This is a genomic window from Pseudomonas sp. P9_2 (assembly GCF_034008255.1).
In the GTDB taxonomy this organism is placed as follows: Bacteria; Pseudomonadota; Gammaproteobacteria; order Pseudomonadales; family Pseudomonadaceae; genus Aquipseudomonas; species Aquipseudomonas synxantha_A.
The window spans coordinates 5,531,302-5,554,890 of sequence record NZ_CP125376.1 but is presented as its reverse complement, the minus strand read 5'-3'; the positions used below and the strand labels follow the sequence as shown (position 1 = coordinate 5,554,890).

The 23,589-nt window shown below is 59.1% G+C and carries 13 protein-coding genes and 1 pseudogene; 12 read left to right on the top strand and 2 right to left on the bottom strand.

Annotated features, from left to right (window positions below; genetic code table 11):
* Nucleotides 1–240 precede the first annotated feature (240 nt).
* Together QMK52_RS24310 and QMK52_RS27455 are read right to left on the bottom strand one after the other, a co-directional pair.
* Entirely contained in the window at nucleotides 241–5,832 is a 5,592-nt protein-coding gene (locus tag QMK52_RS24310) for a YadA-like family protein (protein WP_320403568.1), read from the bottom strand.
* A 108-nt stretch (nucleotides 5,833–5,940) separates the two neighbouring features.
* Nucleotides 5,941–6,045 (bottom strand): annotated as a pseudogene (locus QMK52_RS27455) (ESPR-type extended signal peptide-containing protein); the annotation flags it as partial.
* Nucleotides 6,046–7,405: 1,360 nt separating this feature from the next.
* On the opposite strand from QMK52_RS27455, the gene tssB reads away from it, so the two are divergent.
* From tssB to QMK52_RS24250, 12 genes are all read left to right on the top strand, one after another.
* Nucleotides 7,406–7,909 (top strand): type VI secretion system contractile sheath small subunit, encoded by a 504-nt coding sequence (gene tssB, locus QMK52_RS24305; RefSeq protein WP_065944094.1) that lies wholly within the window; start codon nucleotides 7,406–7,408, stop codon nucleotides 7,907–7,909.
* Nucleotides 7,910–7,942: 33 nt separating this feature from the next.
* Nucleotides 7,943–9,484, top strand: coding sequence for a type VI secretion system contractile sheath large subunit (tssC, locus tag QMK52_RS24300; RefSeq protein WP_065944093.1), 1,542 nt, complete (start codon nucleotides 7,943–7,945; stop codon nucleotides 9,482–9,484).
* A 24-nt stretch (nucleotides 9,485–9,508) separates the two neighbouring features.
* On the top strand, nucleotides 9,509–10,864 hold the full coding sequence (gene tssK / locus QMK52_RS24295; RefSeq protein WP_320403567.1) for a type VI secretion system baseplate subunit TssK: 1,356 nt from the start codon (nucleotides 9,509–9,511) through the stop codon (nucleotides 10,862–10,864).
* Complete coding sequence (tssL, locus tag QMK52_RS24290; RefSeq protein WP_320403566.1) at nucleotides 10,861–11,541, top strand: type VI secretion system protein TssL, short form; 681 nt, start codon at nucleotides 10,861–10,863, stop codon at nucleotides 11,539–11,541. The genes tssK and tssL overlap by 4 nt, the downstream gene beginning before the upstream one ends.
* Before the next feature lie 7 nt (nucleotides 11,542–11,548).
* Entirely contained in the window at nucleotides 11,549–13,309 is a 1,761-nt protein-coding gene (locus tag QMK52_RS24285; protein WP_320403565.1) for an OmpA family protein, read from the top strand.
* On the top strand, nucleotides 13,275–13,766 hold the full coding sequence (locus QMK52_RS24280; protein ID WP_122735768.1) for an Hcp family type VI secretion system effector: 492 nt from the start codon (nucleotides 13,275–13,277) through the stop codon (nucleotides 13,764–13,766). Before QMK52_RS24285 ends, QMK52_RS24280 begins: the two co-directional genes overlap by 35 nt.
* A gap of 133 nt (nucleotides 13,767–13,899) precedes the next feature.
* Nucleotides 13,900–16,557 carry a type VI secretion system ATPase TssH gene (gene tssH, locus QMK52_RS24275; protein WP_320403564.1) on the top strand — a complete coding sequence of 886 codons (2,658 nt, stop codon included), beginning with the start codon at nucleotides 13,900–13,902 and terminating at the stop codon, nucleotides 16,555–16,557.
* Nucleotides 16,558–16,559: 2 nt separating this feature from the next.
* The gene (locus tag QMK52_RS24270; protein WP_320403563.1) at nucleotides 16,560–19,100 is read left to right on the top strand and encodes a type VI secretion system tip protein VgrG; all 2,541 of its coding nucleotides are present in this window, start codon (nucleotides 16,560–16,562) and stop codon (nucleotides 19,098–19,100) included.
* A gap of 17 nt (nucleotides 19,101–19,117) precedes the next feature.
* Nucleotides 19,118–21,406 (top strand): hypothetical protein, encoded by a 2,289-nt coding sequence (locus QMK52_RS24265; RefSeq protein WP_320403562.1) that lies wholly within the window; start codon nucleotides 19,118–19,120, stop codon nucleotides 21,404–21,406.
* 14 nt (nucleotides 21,407–21,420) lie between these two features.
* Nucleotides 21,421–22,437: a formylglycine-generating enzyme family protein gene (locus tag QMK52_RS24260; RefSeq protein ID WP_320403561.1), complete on the top strand. Its 1,017-nt coding sequence runs from the start codon at nucleotides 21,421–21,423 to the stop codon at nucleotides 22,435–22,437.
* Between the two features lie 155 nt (nucleotides 22,438–22,592).
* Complete coding sequence (locus tag QMK52_RS24255; RefSeq protein ID WP_320403560.1) at nucleotides 22,593–23,291, top strand: DUF3592 domain-containing protein; 699 nt, start codon at nucleotides 22,593–22,595, stop codon at nucleotides 23,289–23,291.
* A 34-nt stretch (nucleotides 23,292–23,325) separates the two neighbouring features.
* Nucleotides 23,326–23,589: a PAAR domain-containing protein gene (locus QMK52_RS24250; RefSeq protein ID WP_320403559.1), complete on the top strand. Its 264-nt coding sequence runs from the start codon at nucleotides 23,326–23,328 to the stop codon at nucleotides 23,587–23,589.

The window sequence follows — 23,589 nt, the reverse complement described above, 5'->3', positions numbered from 1 at the left end:
GGGCAATCCGTAGGTGGGCATAGGGATGTAACTCAGCGTAGAAGAAAAATGCCCTGTGCGAGCCTGATGCAAATCTGAAGGCAGGTGAACCAAATGTGGGAGGGGGCTTGCCCCCGATAGCGCCGGATCAGTCACTGATGCTGTGAATGACACACTGCTATCGGGGGCAAGCCCCCTCCCACATTGGATACCTGCATTACGCGCAGGCCGGGCTTTTTTCATTATCGGTTCGGTTCGCAATCACCACTGATAACCAACCCCCACGGCCACGCCAGTGTCATTCTGGCTGCTCGTAGTGCCCATGAAGTTGGTCGACCAGCGGCCATTCTCGGACACGTGCGAAACGCCAATAGCCAGTGCCGATTGCCCGCGGTAATTACCCATCGCCACCGACGTCATGCTGCCGCCGGCAACGGACGAGCGCGGCAGGCTGGCCATTGCCATGGCGCCGGCGATACCGGCGCTGAGGGTGTCGTCCTGCTGCTTGAGGTTACGTTTGAGGTCGGTAAAACGCTGGTCGGTGTAAGCCTTGGAGTTGATGTTGGCATTCATGATGCCGCGGCTCACTTGGTCAATGTTGGCGGCATCCGTGCCACGGGTGCCGGCGGCGACATTGGTGATTTGGCGTTCACCCCCCGCGCTACCTACCGAGACGCTGCTCTCGCGATCCGCCACCGAGTTGGCTCCCAGGGCCACGCTGTTTTGTGCCGTGGCCTGGGCGCCGTTACCCGTTGCCGTGGCATTTTCAGCGCTGGCCACGGTGTTGCTGCCTACGGCCATGCTGTTGTTACCCGAGGCTTGCGAGCCCATGCCACCGGCTACCGCGTTGATACCGCTTGCCTTGGGTTGCGCTGCGGCGCGGGTGTTGTTGACCTGGAATGCGCCGCTGGTGCCGTTCTGCACACTGGTCACCGCTGCTTCGACTTTGGTCACGCTGCTGGTGACGTTGGCAATCGCGCCGTCCACATTTTTGATCGAGCCTTGAATCTGATTCAGGCTGGTATCGGTGTAGGCCTTGGACTCGGCCACCGCACCATCGAGCTGACGCACATTGACCGCGTCGGTAGCCCGGCTGCCATCAGCCACGTTGCTCACTACGCGTGTTTCGCCGGTGGTCGCGTTGCCTACCGATACGACGCCGGCCGTGGTGTTGCTTGCATTCGAATATTTGCCGGTATAGGTCTCGGTACCGCGCTGGTCGTCACTGGCGCCCTTGCCGATGGCGACACTGCCGGCAGCGGTGGCTTTCGCGCCGTCACCCAGCGCTACCGAACTGCTGCCGCTGGCAACAGTTTCATTGCCCACGGCAATGGCCGCCGTACCGCTGGCTTGGGCATTGGGGCCTACTGCCATGGCATCGGTGCCGGTGGCGAGCGAATCGGCCTTGGACGAACTGGCGTGGAAGTACTTGATGCTTGAGCCGCTGTTCACGATGTTGTTGAGCTGAGTCGTCAGGCCGACAACGGTGTTATTGGTCAAGAAAAGCTGGCTGCCATTGACTGCGTCGGTGCTGGTAGCACTGAGGCTGCCGGCGGCGACGTTGGTCAGGGTGGTCGCAGCGCCACCTGGGTTGAAGGTCACTCGCGTTTTACTGTTCACGTCATCGTACTTGACGCCCACCGCAGCGGTATTGGCCAGGCTGTTGCTGAGGCTCGTCAAGGCATCGCCGACATTGGTGCTGGTGGTGGCGGTGGTCGTATTGCCTGCCGTATCGATGGTGGTGGTGTTGAAGCTGGGCGCGGTTACAGCACCCGTCACCGGATCCACTTGCGCGCCACCGCCCAGTGCATTGACGACGTATTGGTTTTGGCTCCCGGAGTTGGCAATCAAGTTATTGAGCTGGGCGGTGGTATTGAACAGTTGGCTGCCGTTGACCGCGTCGGTACTGGTAGCGCTCAGGCTGCCGGCAGCGACGTTGCTCAGGGTCGTTGCTGTGCCGCCTGGGTTGAAGGTGACCCGGGTTTTGGTGCTCACATTGTCGTACTTGACGCCCACTGCAGCGGTGTTGGCCAGGCTGTTGCTGAGGCCAGTCAAGGCATCGCCGACATTGTTGCTGGTGGTGGCAGTGGTTGTATTGCCAGCCGCGTCGATGGTGGTAGTGCTGAAGCTTGGTGCGGTCATGGCGCCAGTAGTCGGATCCACCTGCGCACCGCCACCCAGAGCGTTGCTCACACTTTGGCCGAGTTGGCCGATTTGGTTGCCGGCGCTGTTGGCGAGGTTGCTGATCTGCGTGCTCAGGTTGGTGACCGAGGTATTGACGTTGGTGTTCAGGTCGGTGACCGAGGTGTTGGTGGCATTCAACTGGCTGCCGTTGACCGCATCCGTGCTGGTGGCTGACACCTGCCCAGCGGCGACATTGCTGATCTGCCGCTCGGCACCGACGGCACCGACACTGAGCACGCCCACAGGCGCAGTACCGGCGTAATTGTAAGTGGTGCCATTGATCACGCCGCTGGCAGTTGCAGTGGCCGCAGCGGTGGTGGCGCCATTACCCAGGGCCAGGGAGTTGGCGATGCTGGCATTGGCACCGTTGCCCAAGGCAATGGCGTTGTCGGCCGAAGCAGTTGCCACCGGCCCGATGGCTACGCTGTCGGTGCCGGTGGCCGTGCTGTCGCCCAGGGCCGAGTTGCTGTGGAAGTACTTGATACCAGCGCCGTTGGTGACGATGTTGCCAAGCTGGGTACTGAAGCTGTTGCCCAGGTTGGTAATGGACGTATTGAGACTGGTGCCCAGGTCGGTGACCGAGGTGTTGGTGGCGTTCAACTGGCTGCCGTTGACCGCGTCGGTGCTGGTGGCGCTCAAGGTGCCGGCGGCGACGTTGCTCAGGGTGGTGGCGGTGCCGCCTGGGTTGAAGGTCACCGAGGTTTTGGTGTTCACATCATCGTACTTGACGCCCACGGCGGCGGTATTGGCCAGGCTGTTGCTGAGACCAGTCAAGGCAGCGCCCACGTTGTTGCTGGTGGTGGCGGTGGTGGCATTGCCAGCGGTATCGATGGTGGTGGTGCTGTAGCTTGGCGCGGTCATGGCGCCAGTAGTCGGGTCCACTTGTGCGCCGCCGCCGAAGGCCGCGCTGACGCCTTGGCCGAGTTGGCCCATCTGGTTGCCGGCGTTGTTGGCGAGGTTGCTGATCTGCGTGCTCAGGTTGGTGCTCAGGTCGCTCACCGAGGTGTTAGTGGCATTCAACTGGCTGCCGTTTACCGCGTCGGTGCTGGTGGCCGAAACCCGCCCAGCCGCGACATTGCTGATCTGCCGTTCGGCACCGACGGCACCAACGCTGAGCACGCCCACAGGCGCAGTACCGGCGTAATTGTAAGTGGTGCCATTGATCACGCCGCTGGCAGTTGCAGTGGCCGCAGCGGTGGTGGCGCCATTACCCAGGGCCAAAGAGTTGGCGGTGCTGGCGTTGGCTCCGTTGCCCAGGGCAATGGCGTTGTCGGCCGAAGCAGTTGCCACCGGGCCGATGGCTACGCTGTCGGTGCCGGTGGCCGTGCTGTCACCCAGGGCCGAGTTGCTGTGGAAGTACTTGATGCCGGCGCCATTGTTGATGATGTTGCCAAGCTGGGTACTGAAGCTGTTGCCCAGGTTGGTAATGGACGTATTGAGACTGGTGCCCAGGTCGGTCACCGAGGTATTGGTGGCGTTCAACTGGCTGCCGTTGACCGCGTCGGTGCTGGTGGCCGAGACCCGCCCAGCGGCGACATTGCTGATCTGCCGTTCGGCACCGACGGCACCGACACTGAGCACGCCCACAGGCGCAGTGCCGGCGTAATTGTAAGTGGTGCCATTGATCACGCCGCTGGCAGTTGCAGTGGCCGCAGCGGTGGTGGCGCCATTACCCAGAGCCAGGGAGTTGGCGATGCTGGCGTTGGCACCGTTGCCCATCGCGATGGCATTGTCGGCCGAAGCGGTTGCCACCGGGCCGATGGCTACGCTGTCGAGGCCGGTAGCCGTGCTGTCGCCCAGGCTGGATTCGCTGTGGAAATACTTGATGCCGTCGCCATTGTTGATGATGTTGCCCAACTGGGTGCTGAAGCTGTTGCCCAGGTTGGTAATGGACGTATTGAGACTGGTGCCCAGATCGGTGACCGAGGTATTGGTGGCGTTCAACTGGCTACCGTTGACCGCGTCGGTGCTGGTGGCGCTCAAGGTGCCGGCGGCAACGTTGCTCAGGGTGGTGGCGGTGCCGCCTGGGTTGAAGGTCACCGAGGTTTTAGTGCTCGCATCATCGTACTTGACACCCACGGCGGCGGTATTGGCCAGGCTGTTGCTCATGCCGGTCAAGGCGGCGCCCACGTTGTTGCTGGTGGCAGGGGCGCTGGCATTGCCGGCGGCATCGATGGTGGTGGTGTTGTAGCTCGGTGCGACCCAGGCCCCCGTGGTCGGGTCCAACTGCGCACCACCCCCTAGAGCGGTGGTGAATTGTTGATCCTGGGCGCCCAAGGCATTGACTGCCGTGTTGGTCGCGTTCAATTGGCTGCCATTGATCGCATTGGTGCTGGTAGCCGAAACCTCGCCGGCGGCGACGTTGGTGATCTGCCGATGCTGGGTTGCATTACCAACACTGAGCACGCCCACAGGCGCAGTACCGGCGTAATTGTAAGTGGTGCCATTGATCACGCCATTGGTCGTCGCAGTAGCAGCAGTGGTGGTGGCGAAAGAGCCCAACGCCATGGAGTTTGCGACCGTAGCACTGGCGTTGTTGCCCAGGGCGACACTGTTATTGCCCGACGCAGCGGCCTCACCGCCAAGCGCGACGGCGCCGGCTGTCAGCGCCTGGGCCTGCCAGCCCAACGCAAGACCGTCAATGCCGGAGGCGGTGGATTCAGAGCCGATCGCGACGGAACCGTTACTCTGGGCGCTTGATAAGTTCCCCAAGGCGATCGCTCGACCACCCGTTGCAGTGGTGGTGGCACCGTTACCAAGGCTGATGGATCCGCCGCCGGCAGCTGTGGCCAACGGGCCGATGGCCACACTGTCGAGACCGGTGGCGCTGCTGTCACCTTTGGTTGAAGCGCTGTGGAAGTACTTGATGCCCGTACCGTCATTGACCATACCGCTCAGTTGGGCACCCTGGGCGCTGACGGTGGTATTGGTAGCATTCAACTGGGTGCCATTGACCGCCTCGGTGCTGGTGGCACTCAAGGTGCCGGCGGCAACATTCGCCAGCGTGGTTGCAGCGCCAGTCGGGTTGAACGTCACGCGGGCCTTGGTGGCCGCGTCGTCATAGTTGACACCGACGTTAGCGCTGTTGGCCAGGCTGGTGCTCAGGTTGGTCAATGCATCACCGACATTGGCGCTGGTGGTGGCGGTGGTGACATTGCCCGCTGCATTGACAGTGGTGGTGCTATAGCTTGGGGCGGAAATCTGCCCGGTAGTGCCGGTGACTTGAGCGCCACCCCCCAGCGCGGTTGCCGTTGAAGTTGCGGTGTTGAACAGTTCGGCGCCGTTCACGGCGTCTTGCGAGGTGGCCGAAACAGTGCCGTTCGCAAGTTGCAGGACTTTAGTGCCACGCATGTCGAGGGTATTGATATGCGCACCGGCGGTCACCGGGGCCAAAAGTGTTGCGGTGGAACCGCCATTGACAAAGAGTTCGTTACCCAGCGTCAACGATGTCGCCCCGAGGCCTACTTGACCCAGTGGGTTATAGAACAGCGAGTGATCAGTCTGAGTTGACTTGTCGGATGAAGTACACGCCGCGTTAGTTACGCCGCTCATCGAGCCCGAGTCACCGACCCGGCTGCAGCCGTTATCAGTGCCATCGTTGACGAAAATACCATCGCCTGGCCCTGCAACAGCGATGGATACCGTCCCGAGCGTCAACATCATCGGCATAAGAGCAGTGCGTACTGTGCGCAAGCAGAGTGAAACAGCATTGATAGAGCCAGGCAGTTGTTGGACGCCCACTGCCGTTTGCGCCTTGTCCAAACCACTTCGATCAATGACCGCGCGACGGCTGCTTCGCCCGCCACCGCTGCTTGCGTGTTCAGAGACGACCAACCAACAGTGTTTTGAAACGCTCCAAATCACAGCATGTATTTTGTTCATGTCGATGGCGTAAGCCGTCTCCGCAAAAATAATTAAGTTGGGGTTCCGTTAATCATTCGCGCTGAAACTCGCTGGATAACAGAATTCAATTTAGCAGGCTTTTTAAAATGAGCGACCTCCCACTCGTATGGATTGAGAGTGCTAACTTTTAATGCTTATTGAGTGTGTTTGTTCATGAGAGCATCTGGGTCGCTCACGTCTCATGGAACAAACTGACGCTCGTATCGGCCTGGCCTGGTTGCTCTTGTCTACGCTCAGGCGGGGTCTGCCTCAAGCACCTACAAGCGATGCATATTCAAGCAATCTGAATCCCATGGCTCTGTAGGAAATTTCCTGCCGGCCGCGAACGCACGTAGCGCCCGTAAACCGCTGTTCGGCAGAGTCAATACGATAATTATCAAAGAGATAGGCGGGCTTATGACGCGCGTAGCATTCAATGTTGATTCGGGTAGGGCGTCCTGATCGGGAAAATTTCCCACGCCTGCGCTTGGGCGGTACAGATGCGGTGCTACCTCAATCGGTCTTTTGAGCTCGACGCAGCAAGCCTCCTGCTGTCTTTCGCGCAGATGCTGCTCACGGTGCTCCGGCAGCGACGCGTTGCCTGGCGCTTTATGCACTGACACATCAAAACCTTCTAAAGCGAAGTTTTTTTTGCATCCTTTGAAATGTTTAGTAACGGAGTTTTGTTTCGCCACTCGGAAAAAATGCCCAGGTTTTTGCTTCCTGGAAACGACTTGAGGTGTAGGACATTTAATAGGGATTTTTAACCCTGCAGCCAAAGATTCCCCCCCCCCCCTCCCCAAGTGTAGGAAAAAAGATTTAGCGAGATAATTTTTCGGTTCGGCTAAGTGTCTAGCGGTAGTTTCGAATAATTGATGTAGGAAATTTCCGAGCGTGACGTGCTCATGTAGGTGTGCTGTATTGAGTATTCATGCAAATGTGAACAAAGGTGACGTATTGATATTTTTTCAAGCGGGATGTAATACTCTTTAAACGTTATGTTTATTGGGTGGGCTCTCACATAAACCGTCATTGGCTCGCGGACAGGAATAGCTATCTTTTTGTGCGCCGTTTTGGTGCGGGCAGGCGCAGCCAGCCGTTTAAAAATGGGTAAAACCTGAAGCAGGGCGCCCAGTTGCCCGCCGCTCGCTGAAGGTAAAGTCATCGCAGGGTGAAGTACCACGCTATCGGTGTGGGTATTCAGTTATTACACGAAAGTTCGCTGCTTGTTGCAGCTTCTCAGCGGAGTTTATATGCCAGGACGGCAACCCTTTAGAGGCTGTCGGCCAAGCATTAACTCCAGTTTCAGTTGTTGTTCGTGACGCAATGGCGTGTCGCGCAAAGAGTGTCTGGAGGGTGTATGGCTTCAAATAGCTTTCAAAACGAAGTACCCAAGGCTCGGGTAAATATCAAGCTCGATTTGCACACCGGCGGCGCGCAGAAAAAGATAGAGCTGCCACTCAAACTCATGGTTATGGGTGATTACAGCAACGGTCAGGAACAGCGTCCGTTGTCTGAACGAAACAAAGTGGACATCAACAAGAACAACTTTGACAGCGTGCTGGCCGAGTTTTCCCCCAGCGTGAAACTGGCGGTGGAAAATACCCTGGTCGAGGGCGACGCCGAAGCGGCCATCGCGCTGACCTTCCGCAATATGAAGGATTTCGAGCCCGAGCAAGTCGCCCGGCAAATGCCGCAGCTGCGCGCCCTGCTGGCGATGCGCAACCTGTTGCGCGACCTCAAATCCAACCTGCTCGATAACGCCACCTTCCGCCATGAGCTGGAGCGCATCCTCAAGGACGACGCCCTGAGCGATGAACTGCGCGCTGAACTGGCCGCCCTGGCGCCACCGTCCGCTCGTTGATTGCCCTTGGTCCGCTGATAAGGAATTTTGATCATGTCCGTCGAACACCCATCGTCACAACCGCAGCAAACCCAGACCTATGCCGCCGAAGTCGGCCAGGGCGTTTATAACGCGTTGTTCGCCAAGATCAACCTCAACCCGGTGTCGGAGTTGGGCGCGATCGAGCCATTCCAAAATGCCGAGGTGCTGTCCGAGGCTTCGCCTGATGAGCGGGTAACCGCAGCGGTCAGCGTATTCCTCAACCTGCTCAAGCAGTCGTCACAGAAAGTCGAGCGCCTGGACAAGACGTTGCTGGACGAGCACATCGCCGCGCTGGATACGCAGATCAGCCGTCAACTCGATGCGATCATGCACCACCCGGATTTCCAGCGCGTCGAGTCCACCTGGCGCGGCGTGAAGTCGCTGATCGACCAGACCGATTTTCGCCAGAACGTGCGCATCGAACTGCTGGATATCAGCAAGGATCACCTGATCCAGGACTTCGAAGACGTACCTGAAATTGCCCAGAGCGGCCTGTACCAGCACACCTACACCCAGGAATACGACACCCCGGGCGGCGAGCCGATTGCGGCGGCCATTTCCAACTATGAATTCGGGCGCGGCCCGCAGGACATTGCCCTGCTGCGCAACATTTCCAAAGTCGCCGCTGCCGCCCATATGCCGTTCATTGGCGCGGTGGGGCCGGCGTTCTTCGGTAAACAGTCGATGGAAGAAGTCGCGGCGATCAAGGACATCGGCAACTACTTCGACCGCGCCGAATACATCAAGTGGAAGTCGTTTCGCGACAGCGATGACTCGCGCTACATCGGCCTGCTCATGCCGCGTGTATTGGGGCGCCTGCCGTACGGCCCGGACACCATCCCGGTGCGCAGCTTCAACTACATCGAAAGCGTCAAGGGCCCGGACCACGAGAAATACCTGTGGACCAACGCCTCGTTCGCCTTCGCGGCCAACATGGTCAAGAGCTTCATTACCAACGGCTGGTGCGTGCAGATTCGCGGCCCGCAGTCGGGCGGGGCGGTCACCGACCTGCCGATTCACCTCTACGACCTGGGCACGGGCAACCAGGTGAAGATTCCGTCCGAGGTGATGATCCCGGAAACCCGCGAATTCGAATTCGCCAACCTCGGTTTCATCCCGTTGTCGTACTACAAGAACCGCGACTACGCGTGCTTCTTCTCGGCCAACTCCACCCAGAAACCCGCGCTGTACGACACCGCCGATGCCACGGCCAACAGCCGCATCAACGCACGCCTGCCGTACATCTTCCTGCTGTCGCGCATCGCCCATTACCTCAAATTGATCCAGCGCGAAAACATCGGTACCACCAAGGACCGCCGCTTGCTCGAACTGGAGCTGAACAAATGGGTAGGTGGCCTCGTCACCGAAATGACCGACCCGGGTGATGACCTGCAAGCCTCCCACCCATTGCGCGATGCGCGGGTGACGGTCGAGGACATCGAGGACAACCCGGGGTTCTTCCGCGTCAAGTTGTATGCGATTCCGCACTTTCAGGTCGAAGGCATGGACGTCAACTTGTCGTTGGTTTCGCAGATGCCCAAGGCCAAAGCCTGACCCCCTTCGCAAGGACACGATGTGATGAAGATCGACCGCCCCCTGTGGGCCGCGGGCGCCTTGCTGTCGCCGCAACAGTTCCAGCAGCAGGCGCGTTGGGAGGCGTGGGCCGACGACCGTCTGGCCCATCTCTGCCTCGTACACCCCTGGGGGGTTTGGGGGGTGGCCTTCGATTTGCAGGCCTTGCACCTGGGCAAGCTCAAGGCCACGCAGTTACGCGTGCGCCTGCCCGATGGCACCTTGATCGACACCGACCATGTGGATCGCCTGCCACCGGCGCTGGAGCTGGCGGGGCTGCTGTCCGATTCCCGCCGCAGCGCCACCTTGGTGCTGGCGTTGCCGCTGGAACAGGCCAATGGCAATAACTGTGTGTTCGAAGGCACGCGGGTCGACCGGCCGGTGCGCTATCGCCAGGACTGGCGCAAGGTCCAGGATGTGTATGGCGATGAGGTGCAATCGATTGGCGTGCTCGAACATGTACTGACCCTGCGCCTGGCCGACGATGACAACGCCGACTACCTGACCTGTCCCGTCGCGCGGCTGATGCGTGACGGGCAGGGCGCCTGGCACCTGGACCCTGATTTTGTCCCGCCCTTGCTCAGCTTCGCCGCCCACCCGGGGTTGGTGACCCAACTGGACAACCTGCTGACCCAACTGGCCGCCAAGCGTCAACGGCTGATGGGCATGCGCCGCGAAAGCAACCAGCGCATGGCCGATTTTGCCGTGGCCGATGTGTCGCTGTTCTGGTTGCTCAACGCCTTGAACACCTATCAACCGGTGCTGGCCGACCTCAAGGCTCACCCGGCGCGGCATCCCGAGCAGGTATACCAGGCGCTGATCAAACTGGCCGGTGGCTTGCTGACGTTTTCTTTGGAACACGATATCGACCAGATTCCAGCCTACCGGCATGAGCAACTGGAAACCGTGTTCCCGCCCTTGATGCAGACCATTTCCACCTTGCTTGAGGCCAGCCTGCCGTCGCGGGTGGTGGCGCTGGTGCTGGAGGAGGTGGCCGCGAATCGCTGGCAGGTCACGCTCAACGATGCCCGCCTGCGTGAGCGCGACGGTGCCGATTTCTACCTGTCTGTGCGCTGCCGAATGCCGGCCGCGCAGTTGCAAAAACACTTCCCGCGTCTGTGCAAAGTCGGCACGCCGGACGACGTCAACCAATTGGTCAACGCCGCGCTCGACGGTATTCCGCTGCAGCCGCTCAGTCATGTACCGGCGGCGATTCCACTGCGCCTGGAAAATCAGTATTTCGCCCTCGACCTTGGGCACCCCAAGGGCCAGGCCATGCTCGCCGAAGGGGTTTGTGCGCTGTACGTCCCCAGCACGCTGGTTGACATCAAACTTGAACTCTTCGCGGTACTGCGCGCATGAACCTGACTGCCTCGAAAAAGAACCCGGCCTCGGCGCTGGATATCGACAAACTCTTGCAAAACAGCTACCTGCTGGTGGTCGAACTGCGCCAGGGCGCAGAGGTGCAAGACACCTCCGAGCTGTGGCGTTGCTGCGTGCGGCAGGTCAAGCAGGTGTACCAAGCGTTGCAGGCGGCCGGTGTGAGCAACAAAAGCACGGCGCTGATCTGCCATGCTCAGAGCGCGCTGTTCGATGAAACCGTGCTGAACCGTGCCACGGGGCCGGCCCATGCGCGCTGGGCGAGCAAGCCCTTGCAGGCCCACTTGTTCAACCGTCACCAGGCGGGTGAGTTCCTGTATGAGGACATGCGCCAGGCCCTGCGCCAGCCAATGCCCGACCTGTTGGTGCTGACGGTGTTCCAGCGCGTGATGTTCCTGGGTTTTCGCGGGCGCTACCCGGATCTCAACCACCCCGAGCGCCAGCGGCTGATGGACGCCCTGAATGCGCACGTTCCGCCCCTGAAGCTCAACCCGATGCTCACCACCCAGGGCAGCGGCCCACGCAACGAGCGGCTTGGCACCTTGCGCTCGCCCTGGGTTCGCCTGGCCATGGCGGGCGTGCTGCTGGTCGGCGTCTGGTGTGGGCTGGACCAGATGCTCGGTGGCCTGGTCGCCACGCTTGCCCCTGGCCAGGCGTGAGGCCGCGATGACACTCAACTTGATACGAGGGCTCTGGCTGTGGGCCGGGGTGCTGGTTGTAACGCTGGCACTGATCATTCCGGCCTCGGGCTGGGTGCGAGCGGCAGCGATTTTGACGGTCGTGCTGGCCTGGGTCTGGGCAGAGCGTCGTTTCGCAAAGCGCGGCGCGCAACTGCTGCCGCCGGGTGAGACGCCCCTGCCGGCGGCAACTTATCGCCAGCCCGTGGTGCTGGTGTGTGGCGATGGGCTCACGGGACTGTTCGGTGCCGTTCCCGCCGACCAGCTGGCGTTGCGGGTGACTGCGCAAGGGTGCTATGTGCGGGTGCCTGCGCTGGACCAACTGGGTACGGCAGTGGCGGGCGTGTTGACGCAACGCCCGGACTGGGGTGGGCAACTGAACGTGATGTTTTGCGTCAACCCCGTTGAACATACGGATGACGGCGAGTTGGCGGGGCGCATACGTGCCTTTCGCCACCAACTCACGCTGGCGCGAAAACGCGGCCTCACGTTGCCCTTGATGCTGGTCAGTTATGGGCAGACCACCACTGACGAAGACGCCTGGTTCAGTTGCGAGAGCGGTGAGCCCGACCTGTGGGTGCGCAGTGCCGGTGCCTGTGCCAGCTTGAGCGATTGGCAGCGCCAGGCCGTCGACAGCGCCCACGGTACGGAGCGTCTGGCCATGGGCGTACAGGTCGGCAGCCTGGCCGCATGGCTCAAAGACAAGGTGCTGTCGCACTTTACCGGGCGTGACGGGCGTGTGCCGCTGGTGTGGGCGATGACACTGGTGCCGGCCGTGCCTCAGCGCGTGCCCGGCAACCTGTGGCAGCAGTGGCTGCGCGTCAGGGTCGCCCTCGGCGCGTCCGAACCCTCGGTGGCCGGTGCGAGCCTGCCATTTCCCGATCCTTTGCTCAACCTGCTGCCCCTGCGTATTCGGCGTTCTGCGCGGTTGCGTGCGGGCATCCTGGCAGTGTGGTTGTTCACCCTGGCGGGCGTGGTGGCGTTGGCCAGTTCGGCCTGGCAGAACAACCTGCTGCTGCGTCAGGTCAGTGATGACCTGCGCCGTTACCACGCCATCCCGCTGGCCGAGCGCCGCGACCAGCCGCAATTCCTCCTGCGCGAAAACGCAGTGGCCGTGTTGCGCGAGGACGCTGCGCGACTGGACGACTACTACCGCCAGGGCGAGCCGTTGGCCCTGGGCCTGGGCCTGTATCGCGGCGAGCGCCTGCGCCTGCCGTTGCTGGCGACCATCGCCGCCCACCGGCAACCACCCGAGGCACCGCCGCCGGTGAAGATTCCCGACCCGGTGCGCCTGGACAGCCTTTCGCTGTTCGACCCCGGCCGGGCTGAACTCAAGGCCGGCTCCACCAAGGTCCTGATCGACGCGCTGGTCAACATCAAGGCCCAGGCCGGCTGGCTGATCGTTATCGCCGGGCATACCGACATCACCGGCAGCCCCGGCCAGAACCTTGAGCTGTCCCGCGCTCGTGCCGCTTCGGTACGCGACTGGATGCAGCGCATGGGTGACATTCCCGACAGTTGCTTCGCCGTGCAGGGCTTCGGTGCCCAGCAACCCGTGGCGAGCAACGACACCGACGCCGGGCGCGCCGCCAACCGTCGCGTCGATATTCGTCTGGTACCGGAAGCGGGGGCCTGTGCGCTGCCCGCTGCGGGGCCGGGCAAGACCCCGCCTGTCGCATTCCGCGACATGCAAACCCCGAGAAAAGGAGCTTCAAATGGCAATTCCCGTTTACCTCTGGCTGCAAGATGACGGCGGCGCGCAAATCAAAGGCTCCGTAAACGTGCAGAAGCGCGAAGGCAGTATCGAGGTCATCGCGCAGGACCACAGCCTGTACATCCCCACCGACAACAACACCGGCAAGTTGACCGGCACGCGGGTGCACACCCCGTTCCTGTTCAGCAAGGAAATCGATGCGTCCAGCCCTTACCTCTACAAGGCTGTGACCACGGGCCAGACGCTCAAAAGCGCCGAGTTCAAGTGGTACCGCATCGACGACGCCGGCCAGGAAGTCGAGTACTTCATCACCAAACTGGAGAACGTCAAGGTCGTCAAAGTCGCGCCGAAAATGCACGACATCAAAGACCCGGGCAAGGAGAAGCACAACCACATGGAACAGGTCGAGCTGCGCTACGAGAAGGTCACCTGGACCTACAAGGACGGCAACATCATCCACTCCGACGCCTGGAACGAACGCCAGAGCGCCTGATGCGCGAACACCGGCAGGCGATGTGCGCCTGCCGGTTCGCGGTGTGCAGGGTTGAGCGCCCGTTCGCGGACGCTCAGCCAAACACATCGAGCCTTGATGACACGCCGAGCCCACAGACCAGAGATGTACGCCCATGGCCCAGAATTCCGCGCTTTTGCTTCGCCGCCTCAATCCGTATTGCGCCCAGGCACTGAGTGCTGCGGCGACCTTGTGCCAAAGCCGTGCCCACGGGCTGATCAGTATCGAGCACTGGTTGCTCAAGCTGCTGGAGCAGGGCGAGGGCGACCTGACCGTGATCGCCCGGCGTTATGAATGGGACATGGACACGCTGTGGCGCGGCCTGCTCGATCATCTCGACAGCCTGCCGCGCAGCGTGCAAAGCAAACCGCAGCTGTGCGACAAGCTGTACCACTTGATCAAATACGCCTGGTTATACGCATCGCTGGACAGCCGCAACGAGAGCATACGCTCGGTCCATCTGCTCGCGGCCTTGCTGGATAATTCCGATCTGCTGGCGTGCGAGTCCGCCTGGCCGTTGCTCAGCGTCAGCGAAACTCAGTTGAAACGCCTCTCCGAGCTGCTCGACCAGCAGTCGATAGAGCGTCCACAACTGCACCAGCTCTCTACGTTGGAGCTTGCCGATGGTGCGCCGCTCGACAGCGCCTCGCTCCCCGAACTGCAGGAGGCGTTGCAAGGCATCCTCGACCGCTTCACCCAGGACGTGACCGCCAAGGCCAGGGCAGGGCAGATCGACCCGGTGTTCGGGCGTGACGATGAAATCCGCCAGGTCATCGACATCCTCAGCCGCCGGCGCAAGAACAACCCGATCCTGGTGGGCGAGCCCGGTGTGGGCAAGACCGCGCTGGTCGAAGGGCTGGCGTTGCGCATCGCCGAAGGCAACGTGCCCGACAGCCTCAAGTCGGTCAGCCTGCGTACCCTGGACCTGGGTCTGCTGCAGGCCGGCGCCGGGGTCAAGGGCGAGTTCGAACAACGCCTGAAAAACGTGATCGACGCCGTGCAGCAATCGCCGCTGCCGGTGCTGTTGTTTATCGACGAAGCCCACACCCTGATCGGCGCCGGCAACCAGGCGGGTGGCGCCGACGCGGCCAACCTGCTCAAACCAGCCCTGGCCCGTGGCGAATTGCGCACCATCGCCGCCACCACCTGGAGCGAGTACAAACAGTATTTCGAGCGGGACGCGGCCCTGGAGCGGCGCTTCCAGGTAGTCAAGGTCGACGAGCCAAACGATGCCAACGCCAGCCTCATGTTGCGCGGCCTCAAGGCGCGTTACGCCAGCCACCATGGCGTACACATCCAGGACGCGGCGGTGCAGGCGGCGGTCAGCCTGTCGCGGCGCTACCTCACCGGGCGCCAACTACCGGACAAAGCCGTCGACCTGCTCGACACCGCCAGCGCCAGGGTGCGCATGGGCCTGGACTGCGAGCCGCAACCCCTGGTGCGCCTCAAAGCCCAGCAGGCTGCCCTGGAACTGGAGCACTTGGCCCTGGAAGAAGACCACAAACTCAATGGCGCCGATGCCGAGGAACGCCTGGAGGCGATTGCCGGCCAGCACGCCGACCTGCAGCATCGGCAAGCGGCCATGGAGGAGCAATACCGCCACGAACTCGACCTCACCCGGCAACTGCTCGCGGCACGCCTGGCCGAACCGTCGAGCCGGGACGCTTGCCTGCACCTGCAACAACAATTGCGCGAAGTCCAGGGTAACCAACCGCTGTTGTCGCTGGATGTGGATGTGCGCAGCGTGGCCGAAGTGATCGCCGACTGGACCGGCGTACCCCTGGGCAGCCTGCTCAAGGACGAACAGGCCAACCTGCTGGAACTGGAGCGCCAACTGGGCGAACAGGTGATCGGCCAGGACCACGCCCTGAGCGCCCTGGCCCAGCGCCTGCGTGCGGCCAAGACCGGCCTGACCGACGACAAGGCGCCGCTGGGTGTGTTCCTGCTGGTGGGCACCAGCGGCGTCGGCAAAACCGAAACCGCCCTGGCCCTCGCGGACAAATTGTTCGGTGGTGAACGATCCCTGATCACCATCAACCTGTCGGAATACCAGGAAGCCCACACCGTCAGCCAGCTCAAAGGCTCGCCACCCGGCTACGTGGGTTACGGCCAGGGAGGTGTGCTCACCGAAGCCGTGCGCCAACGCCCCTACAGCGTGGTGCTGCTCGATGAAGTGGAAAAAGCCCACCGCGACGTGATCAACCTGTTCTACCAAGTGTTCGACCGTGGCTTTATGCGCGATGGCGAAGGGCGTGAAATCGACTTTCGCAACACCGTCATTCTCATGACCTCCAACCTGGGCAGCGACGAACTGCAAGCCTGCCTGCAAGAGTTCCCCGGTGCGCCCGACAGCACCCTGCAAGAACTGCTGCGCCCGATCCTGCGCGAGCATTTCCAGCCGGCCTTGCTCGCCCGCTTCCAGACCCTGATCTACCGCCCGTTGCTGGCCGATGCCCTGCAACGCATCGTCGCCATCAAGCTGGGCCAGGTTGCCAAGCGCTTGCAGCGTCACTACGGCGTGCACTGCCGCATCGACCTGGCGCTCAACCAGGCACTGGTTGCCGCGTGCCTGCTGCCTGACACCGGTGCACGCAACATCGACAGCCTGCTCAATCAACAGATCCTGCCGGTACTCAGCCAACAGTTGCTGCGACGTCAGGCCGCCCACGAAAAAACCACCGAAGTGACCCTGGGCTACAGCGAGGAGGAGGGCATCGTCCTGCACTTCACCGACGGCCAGGACCATGACTCGCCGGTCGCCCTGGAGGCCTGAACATGCTCAATGAACTGCGCACCTTCTTCGACCACAGCCGCCACAAACTCGCTGTCTACGGGCTGGATTCGGTATTGGACGTGCTGGCCTTCGAAGGCCACGAAGGCTTGAGCCAGCCGTTCAACTATCGCGTTGAATTCACCTGCATCAACGGCGACATCGGTGCCGACAGCGTGCTGGGCCAAGACGCCAACTTCAGCCTGCACGGCCCCGGCCTGAACTCTGGCATGGCGGCGCTCAAAGCCGTGGGTATTGAAGTACCGGCGGTCAAGCCACTGCGCACCTTGCACGGCGTGGTCACCGGCTTCAAACGCCTGTCCGGCTCCCTCGACGAAGCCCGCTACGAAATCACCCTTGAACCGCGCCTGGCCTTGCTCGCTCGCGGCAAACAATTTCGCATCTACCAACACCAATCCGCGCCGCAGATCGTCGAAAGCATCCTGCGCAGCCGCCACGACTTCGAAGGTCAGGATTTTCTCTTCAACCTGGTACGCGAATACCCCAAGCGCGAACAGGTCATGCAGTACGACGAAAGCGACCTGGCCTTCATCTCGCGCCTGCTGGCCGAGGTGGGCATCTGGTACCGCTTCACCCGCGACGAACGCCTGAACATCGACGTGGTGGAATTCCACGACGACCAGCGCCACTACCAGTTCGACGTCCAGCTGCCATACCGCCCCCAATCCGGCCTGAACAGCAGCGGCCAGGACGGCGTATGGCGCCTGCAATCGACCCACAAGGTGGTGGAGCAACACGTCAACATCCGCGCCTACCATCACCGCGTCGCCAACGCCTACCTCGACGGCGACATTGACCAAAGCCGTGGCGCCAAAGGCACCTACGGCGAGGCCTACCACTACGCCGAGCCCTACAACCTCATCGGCGACCGCTACGACCAGGACGAAGACCTGCAAAGCGAAAGCGGCTACTTCTACGCACGCCTGCGCCACGAACGCTACCTCAACGGCCAGACCCACCTCAGTGGCATCAGCAGCAGCCCGAGCCTGACCCCGGGTCAAGTGCTGAAAATCTCCGGCGGCGCGCCCAACGCCTTCACCCCCGGCGCGGTTATCACCCAAGTCACCACCCACGCCGCCCGCGACCGCAGTTTTGAAGCCAGCTTCCAGGCCATCCCGTATTCGGAAACCGTGTGCTACCGCCCGGCGCTGCTGCCCAAACCGCAAATCGCCGGCACCGTCCCGGCCCGCGTCACCAGCCCCAAGGAACACGACCCCTACGGCCACATCGACCTCGAAGGCCGCTACAAAGTCCACTTCCTGTTCGACCGCGACACCTGGAAACCCGGCCAGGAAAGCCTCTGGCTACGCCTGGCCCGCCCCTACGCCGGCGACACCCACGGCCTGCACCTGCCACTGCTGGCCGGCACCGAAGTGGCCATCGCTTTCGAGCAAGGCGACCCCGACCGGCCTTATATCGCCCACGCGTTGCACGACAGCCAACACGTCGACCACGTGACGTTGGGTAAACGCGACTACACGCGCAACGTGCTGCGCACGCCAGCCAACAATAAGCTGCGCATGGAAGACTTGCGCGGGCAGGAGCACGTCAAGCTCAGTACTGAGCACAGTGGCAAGAGCCAGTTGAATCTGGGGCATTTGGTGGATGCCGAGAAGAAAAAACGCGGGGAGGGCTTTGAACTGCGCACTGATGGTTGGGGCGCGATTCGGGGTGGGAAGGGGCTGTTTATCAGTGCCGATGAGCAGCCCAAAGCCCAAGGTGACACGTTGGACATGAGCGCCGCCTTAGCGCAGCTCAATAATGCCTTGCAACTGGTCAGCACCCTGGCACAAAGCGCTGCTGGATCGAGCGCACTGCCAGCGGACGTCGAGTCTCAAAAGGGATTGCGGGAGGCGCTGACACGGCTGGCGGAGGCGGGCCTGATCGCCTCCGCCCCCGCCGGTATGGCACTCACAACACCGGCCAATATTCAGTTGTCGGCCGGTAAAAACCTTATGGCTACCGCAGGGGATAGTGCCGATATCAGTGTCTTCAAACGCTTCAGCCTCGCCGCTGGCGAAGCCATAAGCCTGTTCGCCCAAAAGCTGGGACTCAAGCTGTTCGCTGCCCATGGCCCGGTAGAGATCCAGGCGCAAAGCAATGCCATGACATTGCAAGCGGATAAGGCCCTGACCCTGAACAGCATCAATGGTGAAATCATGCTGAATGCTCAACAGGGCATCACCCTTGTCAGTCGAGGCGCCTATATCAAGCTCAAAGACGGTTCCATCGAGATTGGTGCACCGGGTGAGTTACGTATCAAGAACGACAACATTGCCTGGGGCGGTTCAGCCTCGCTCGACCAGGCCCTGACCCCCATGACCTTGCAAGATCCTATTTATAAAAATCCGATGCAGGGTGGGTTCCAGGTCAAGGACAAAGTGACGAACGCGCCCAAAGCCTATGTGCCTTATCGCCTCGAAGCCACCGATGGCAGCGTGGTCCGAGGTGTGACGGATAGCAACGGCTACACCCAACACCACTACGGCCTTGATCCGCAGGGCATCAAGCTGTTTTTTGAATGATCATGGAGCCCACGGACATGAACGAAACCAATGCGCCTGATGCTGAAAACCGGATCAGTAAACAGAACCCCATAGTGGTGGCACACCAAGGATCGGGCCAGTGCTACTTTCGCCCCGAGACCGAAGAGCTGATTTTTATCGCGGACCGTGACGCCAATGATTTTGAAGAGCACTGGCGAGACATGATGACCCGGGTGAACGAGTTTCATCTGGCCAAGGAGGCGTATTCAAGGGCCTTGGAGCAGTACGCGAAAGCGGCTTCGGCCAATCCCATGCGAGTGGCAGAGGACGACCCCCATGCCAAAGAAGTGGCGGCGGCGGAGGCGAAGCTCGAAAAAGAACGCGAGGCCCTGCGTAAAAAACTCGGCAAGTTTTCCCAGGAAGGCATGAGTTATGACGATGTAGTTGAGCTGCTGCCTATCGGCGGGCAGGGGGCAAAGCGCAAGAACGGAGTCAAGCCAACCCGCTACGCCTATGTCAAGAAAGGCTATTTCACCCAGAGCGAGGAAGGTCGCAAGCTGCACAAGGTTTCATTGAAAGGCAGCGACCAGAAAGGTGGTAAGAAAAGCATCTATGTCAAAGAAAATGGCAAGCGCCGTAGAATTGACGAGAAGAAGCTCAAGGAACAACTGGCTGAGGTCAAATGGCCCAAAGTCAAACTTGATATGGCGGATATCGTTCAATGGACCGGGCTCGATTTTGACCCTGAGGCACTGAACAAGGACTTCGCCTTGTTCGAGTGGGCGGAAAGTTGGAACAAAAGCCTGGTGGGTCAAAAGGCGTTAGGTGCCAACGTCGATATTTCCGGCGGCGCGCAGTTCATGCGGTGCATCTCCAACGTCGGGGCCAGCGCCGAGTTTGACCCGAATAAAGGTAATGTGGCGGTCAAGGGGGAGGCCAAGGCCAGCCTGACCGTGGCGTCGGCTGTGGTCAATCTGGCTGCCTATTTTCCAGACCGTATGGGGTGGTCATGGTCTTACACTAATACCCAAGGCAACACCTTCGATATGGGAATGGTGCGCCTGTGCCTGACCCCCGAGTTGAGCGGGTTCATCGGTGCTTCAGCACAGGTCGAGGCACAACTGCAAGTTGTAACGCAAGGCGACCAGCAAGTGCTGGCCGGTCAGCCAGACGGCCGATTACCGCGTTTCAGCGAAAGGCGCACCAAGGGTGCGACTTTTCATAAACAGATGGCTGCCGGGGACGAAGGTCTTAGCCTTTCCGGCGAGGTCTTTGCTGGCATACGGGCCGAGGGCAGCCTCAAGGGCAGCTTGCAATGGCTCAAACCCACTCCGCCCGCAGATGTGGATGCCCGCTTCGCTGGCATATTGAAGTCCAGCGGCGACTTTACCGACTTTTGCACCATCGGCGGCAACGTCGCAGGCTTATTCGGCGCAGGGGTCGGCGGCAAACTTCATTGCACCTTTATCAATGGCCGGTTTTGTTTTCACGTGGCCGCCAGCTTGTGTTGGGGGGCTGGGGCGAAGGGCGGTTTTATTTGTGAGGTGGGCACTAAAACGATTGTAGAGTTTGGGGCTTGGTTGATTTATCAGTTGTATCGGTTGGATTATGGTTTTTTTGATGTGGTGGAAAGGTCTGCCTTTAATGTTTATAGTCAATATTGCATTATGAAAATGGCAGATTTAGAGAAAGACCTGTATGAGGCTTATGGAGAATTAAAGGAGAGGGCAGTAGACGTTAGTGAGGCGTTTGAGTTGTTTTTATCGAGAGTGGCAACTGAAAGTAAAAAAGATTTGGAGTCCTCAAAGAGTCGTAATCAGTTAGCAAGAAATATCATTTTTCGGCGGCAAGATCTTCTAGGTTATACCCCTGAGACTAAAGGGGTACTCCTATATTTACTTACGCGTCATGGTGTTTGGGATCATCTGGACTTAGATAATCGTGGCGATGGTTTGATCCCCGATCTCTACCATGAGCGCAAAGAGGCCGTAAACTGGATTCTTAAAAGTATCCAGACGCGTGCCGAATGGCGCAAGGTGTTTTGCCGTATCAGCCCCAATGGCACTAACCTTGCGAGTGAGGAAAGTGAGGTTGAGATTGTTCAAAAACAAGAGCAACACCTAATCAATTTTCTGCGAGAGGGTATTAACAGTGATCAGGGTTTTCACGACGCCAAGCGAGAGTTGATGGCTGTTTATAATCGTTTAAGAACAGAAGTTGCCTGGGGGTATGCATTGGCGATGAATGATACTCACTATTACAAAATTAACCATGGGTCTAATTTTAGGTATCCGCAGAATTGTACATTTGGGCCATGCGAAGACCAGCTAGAACATTGGGTTTGATAATTGGAGTTAAGATGAATTCAAAAAAATATACCAAGGGTCTGTTTTTGGTTGTGATACTTGCAGGCTGCGAGCGAACAGATAAAGTAGTTAATGTCTCCGAAGTTAAAGCACCCTCGCAGGAGCTTAAATGGTTTGTTGAACGAGTCAGGCAGAGTTTGGTTTTTGTTGAGGGTGGTGAATTCTTGATGGGGGACTATGGTCGGGAGTATGGGCCGGAGAAAATGTCTTATGATGTGGATAAGGATAGTAAGCCAGTGCATTCGGTTAAGTTAAGTGGCTATTCTATGGGTGAGTTCAAAGTGACAAATTTAGAATATCAATACTACTTGAAAATTAATGGGTTGCAGTTGAGGCAGGTTCATCAGGCCTTTCAAAAAAAATGGGAAGATATTAGTTCTATACCTAATACTCCGGCGCATATGGACTGGTATGAAGCCGAGCAATATTGTGCTTGGCTAGCTAAAATTACCGCTCTACCGTTTGCCTTACCCACGGAGGCCCAGTGGGAATATGCAGCACGTAGCCGTGGCCAATTTTTAATGGTCGCTACTGATGATGGTACTTATAAGATGACAAATGATCCTGTTACCAGAGACTGGGAGAGTGGCCCCAGGGGTATTAATATTTCCAGCTCTTGGGATCGAGAAGCTTTTGCTAAGGCGAAGGGATGGAAAACGGATACCTTCACTCCCTTGCCCGTGGATATGTTTCCGCCCAATCCTCTGGGCATGTATTCGATGTCAGATAATGGTTACGAGTGGGTCAAGGATTGGTATGACCCCGAGTATTACAAAAACTCGCCTGTTAACGATCCTCAAGGCCCGGAGAAACCAGTCTTCAAGGATTATTTTGGGCGTGATACCAAGGTTGTACGCGGCCAGGATTTTGCAAATCCCGCTTGGGGTGGGGGTGTTAATGTCCATAGAACTGCAGCCGAGCCACATGGCTATAGAAATAAAGAAGAGATAGCTTTTTTAACCACCAAAACGGCGCGCTGTGCCGTGAATAGTGCGACTCCGATAAAGTGAGCCCGATATCATCGAATCAGATGACTTGGAAGATAAAAAATATAGCTTTTTAATATTCAAGGCGACGCCTTACCCAGTGGGTTGTCTGGCATCGGTTGAAAAGTGATTGTGAATTGAATATTCGGTCATAAGGCCAATGCCTTGAGGAAAGCTTGATGAAGATGTTATCTGTTATTAAATACCTGTTCTCGATAGTCGGTGTCGTGTTGTTGGTTGGAGCAATATTTGCCTATAAAAGTTCCAGTGAGTTTTTAACTGTCGCTGTTCCCGCACAGGGCACGATTATTGATCTGATAAAGAACACTAGCGGTGATTCAGTCAGCTATCACCCCGTGGTCAGATTTATCACCAATGACGGCCAGACAGTCGAATTCAAGTCTTCCACTGGGGGCCATGCTTCCTCCTACCCGGTAGGAGAAACGATCGAGGTCTTGTATACCCCTCACAATCCAGAGGACGCAACTATCAAGAGCTTTTTTGCTGTTTGGGGGGCGGTCCTGGTTACGACTGTGCTGGGTGCGGGGTTTGTATTTATTGGTGTAATCCTATTTTTAGTAGGCTTTCTGAAAAATCGCAAGAAAGACTATCTACAAAAAAATGGTATCGCCGTAGAGGCACGTATCCAGTCTGTGGAAGTTAATTATAGTTTGACCATGAATCAAGAAAATCCTTTTGTAATTATATGCCAGTGGCTAAATCCGGAGACTTCCGAGCTTCATATGTTTCAGAGTGAGAATATTTGGTTTGACCCTTTACCTTACATGGAACGCGAAGTGATTAAAGTGCTTATCGAAAAAAACAACCCCAAGAAGTACTACGTCGATATTTCGTTTTTACCCAAACTTGCGCGTTAAGGTTCGAATAAGAGATTACTAACCTGGAGGTTTTATGAGAGGCGTCATACGTATCGGCGACAAACTTTCCTCGGGTGGCACTGTACTGACCGGTGCGCCCGGTTTGAAGTTCATCGCGCGTGAAGTAGCGTGTGTAGGAGATAAGGTTTTTTGCCCGTTGCCTGGGCACGGTGCCAATCAGATCGTCGAAGGCGACTTGGGTTGTCAATACCTGGGCCGGCCCGTTGCCCTGCATGGGCATCGCTGCGCCTGTGGCTGCCTGTTAATCACTTCATTGCCGCAAGCCGGGAGGTTATGA

What these genes read in the sequence shown, in the direction of transcription:
- tssB (WP_065944094.1), top strand. Translation starts at nt 7,406, where the DNA reads ATGGCTTCAAATAGCTTTCAAAACGAAGTACCCAAGGCTCGGGTAAAT.
- QMK52_RS24255 (WP_320403560.1), top strand. Translation starts at nt 22,593, where the DNA reads ATGAAGATGTTATCTGTTATTAAATACCTGTTCTCGATAGTCGGTGTC.
- QMK52_RS24310 (WP_320403568.1), bottom strand. Translation starts at nt 5,832, where the DNA reads ATGCCGATGATGTTGACGCTCGGGACGGTATCCATCGCTGTTGCAGGG.
- QMK52_RS24265 (WP_320403562.1), top strand. Translation starts at nt 19,118, where the DNA reads ATGAACGAAACCAATGCGCCTGATGCTGAAAACCGGATCAGTAAACAG.
- tssC (WP_065944093.1), top strand. Translation starts at nt 7,943, where the DNA reads ATGTCCGTCGAACACCCATCGTCACAACCGCAGCAAACCCAGACCTAT.
- tssH (WP_320403564.1), top strand. Translation starts at nt 13,900, where the DNA reads ATGGCCCAGAATTCCGCGCTTTTGCTTCGCCGCCTCAATCCGTATTGC.
- tssL (WP_320403566.1), top strand. Translation starts at nt 10,861, where the DNA reads ATGAACCTGACTGCCTCGAAAAAGAACCCGGCCTCGGCGCTGGATATC.
- QMK52_RS24285 (WP_320403565.1), top strand. Translation starts at nt 11,549, where the DNA reads ATGACACTCAACTTGATACGAGGGCTCTGGCTGTGGGCCGGGGTGCTG.
- QMK52_RS24260 (WP_320403561.1), top strand. Translation starts at nt 21,421, where the DNA reads ATGAATTCAAAAAAATATACCAAGGGTCTGTTTTTGGTTGTGATACTT.
- QMK52_RS24250 (WP_320403559.1), top strand. Translation starts at nt 23,326, where the DNA reads ATGAGAGGCGTCATACGTATCGGCGACAAACTTTCCTCGGGTGGCACT.
- QMK52_RS24280 (WP_122735768.1), top strand. Translation starts at nt 13,275, where the DNA reads ATGGCAATTCCCGTTTACCTCTGGCTGCAAGATGACGGCGGCGCGCAA.
- tssK (WP_320403567.1), top strand. Translation starts at nt 9,509, where the DNA reads ATGAAGATCGACCGCCCCCTGTGGGCCGCGGGCGCCTTGCTGTCGCCG.
- QMK52_RS24270 (WP_320403563.1), top strand. Translation starts at nt 16,560, where the DNA reads ATGCTCAATGAACTGCGCACCTTCTTCGACCACAGCCGCCACAAACTC.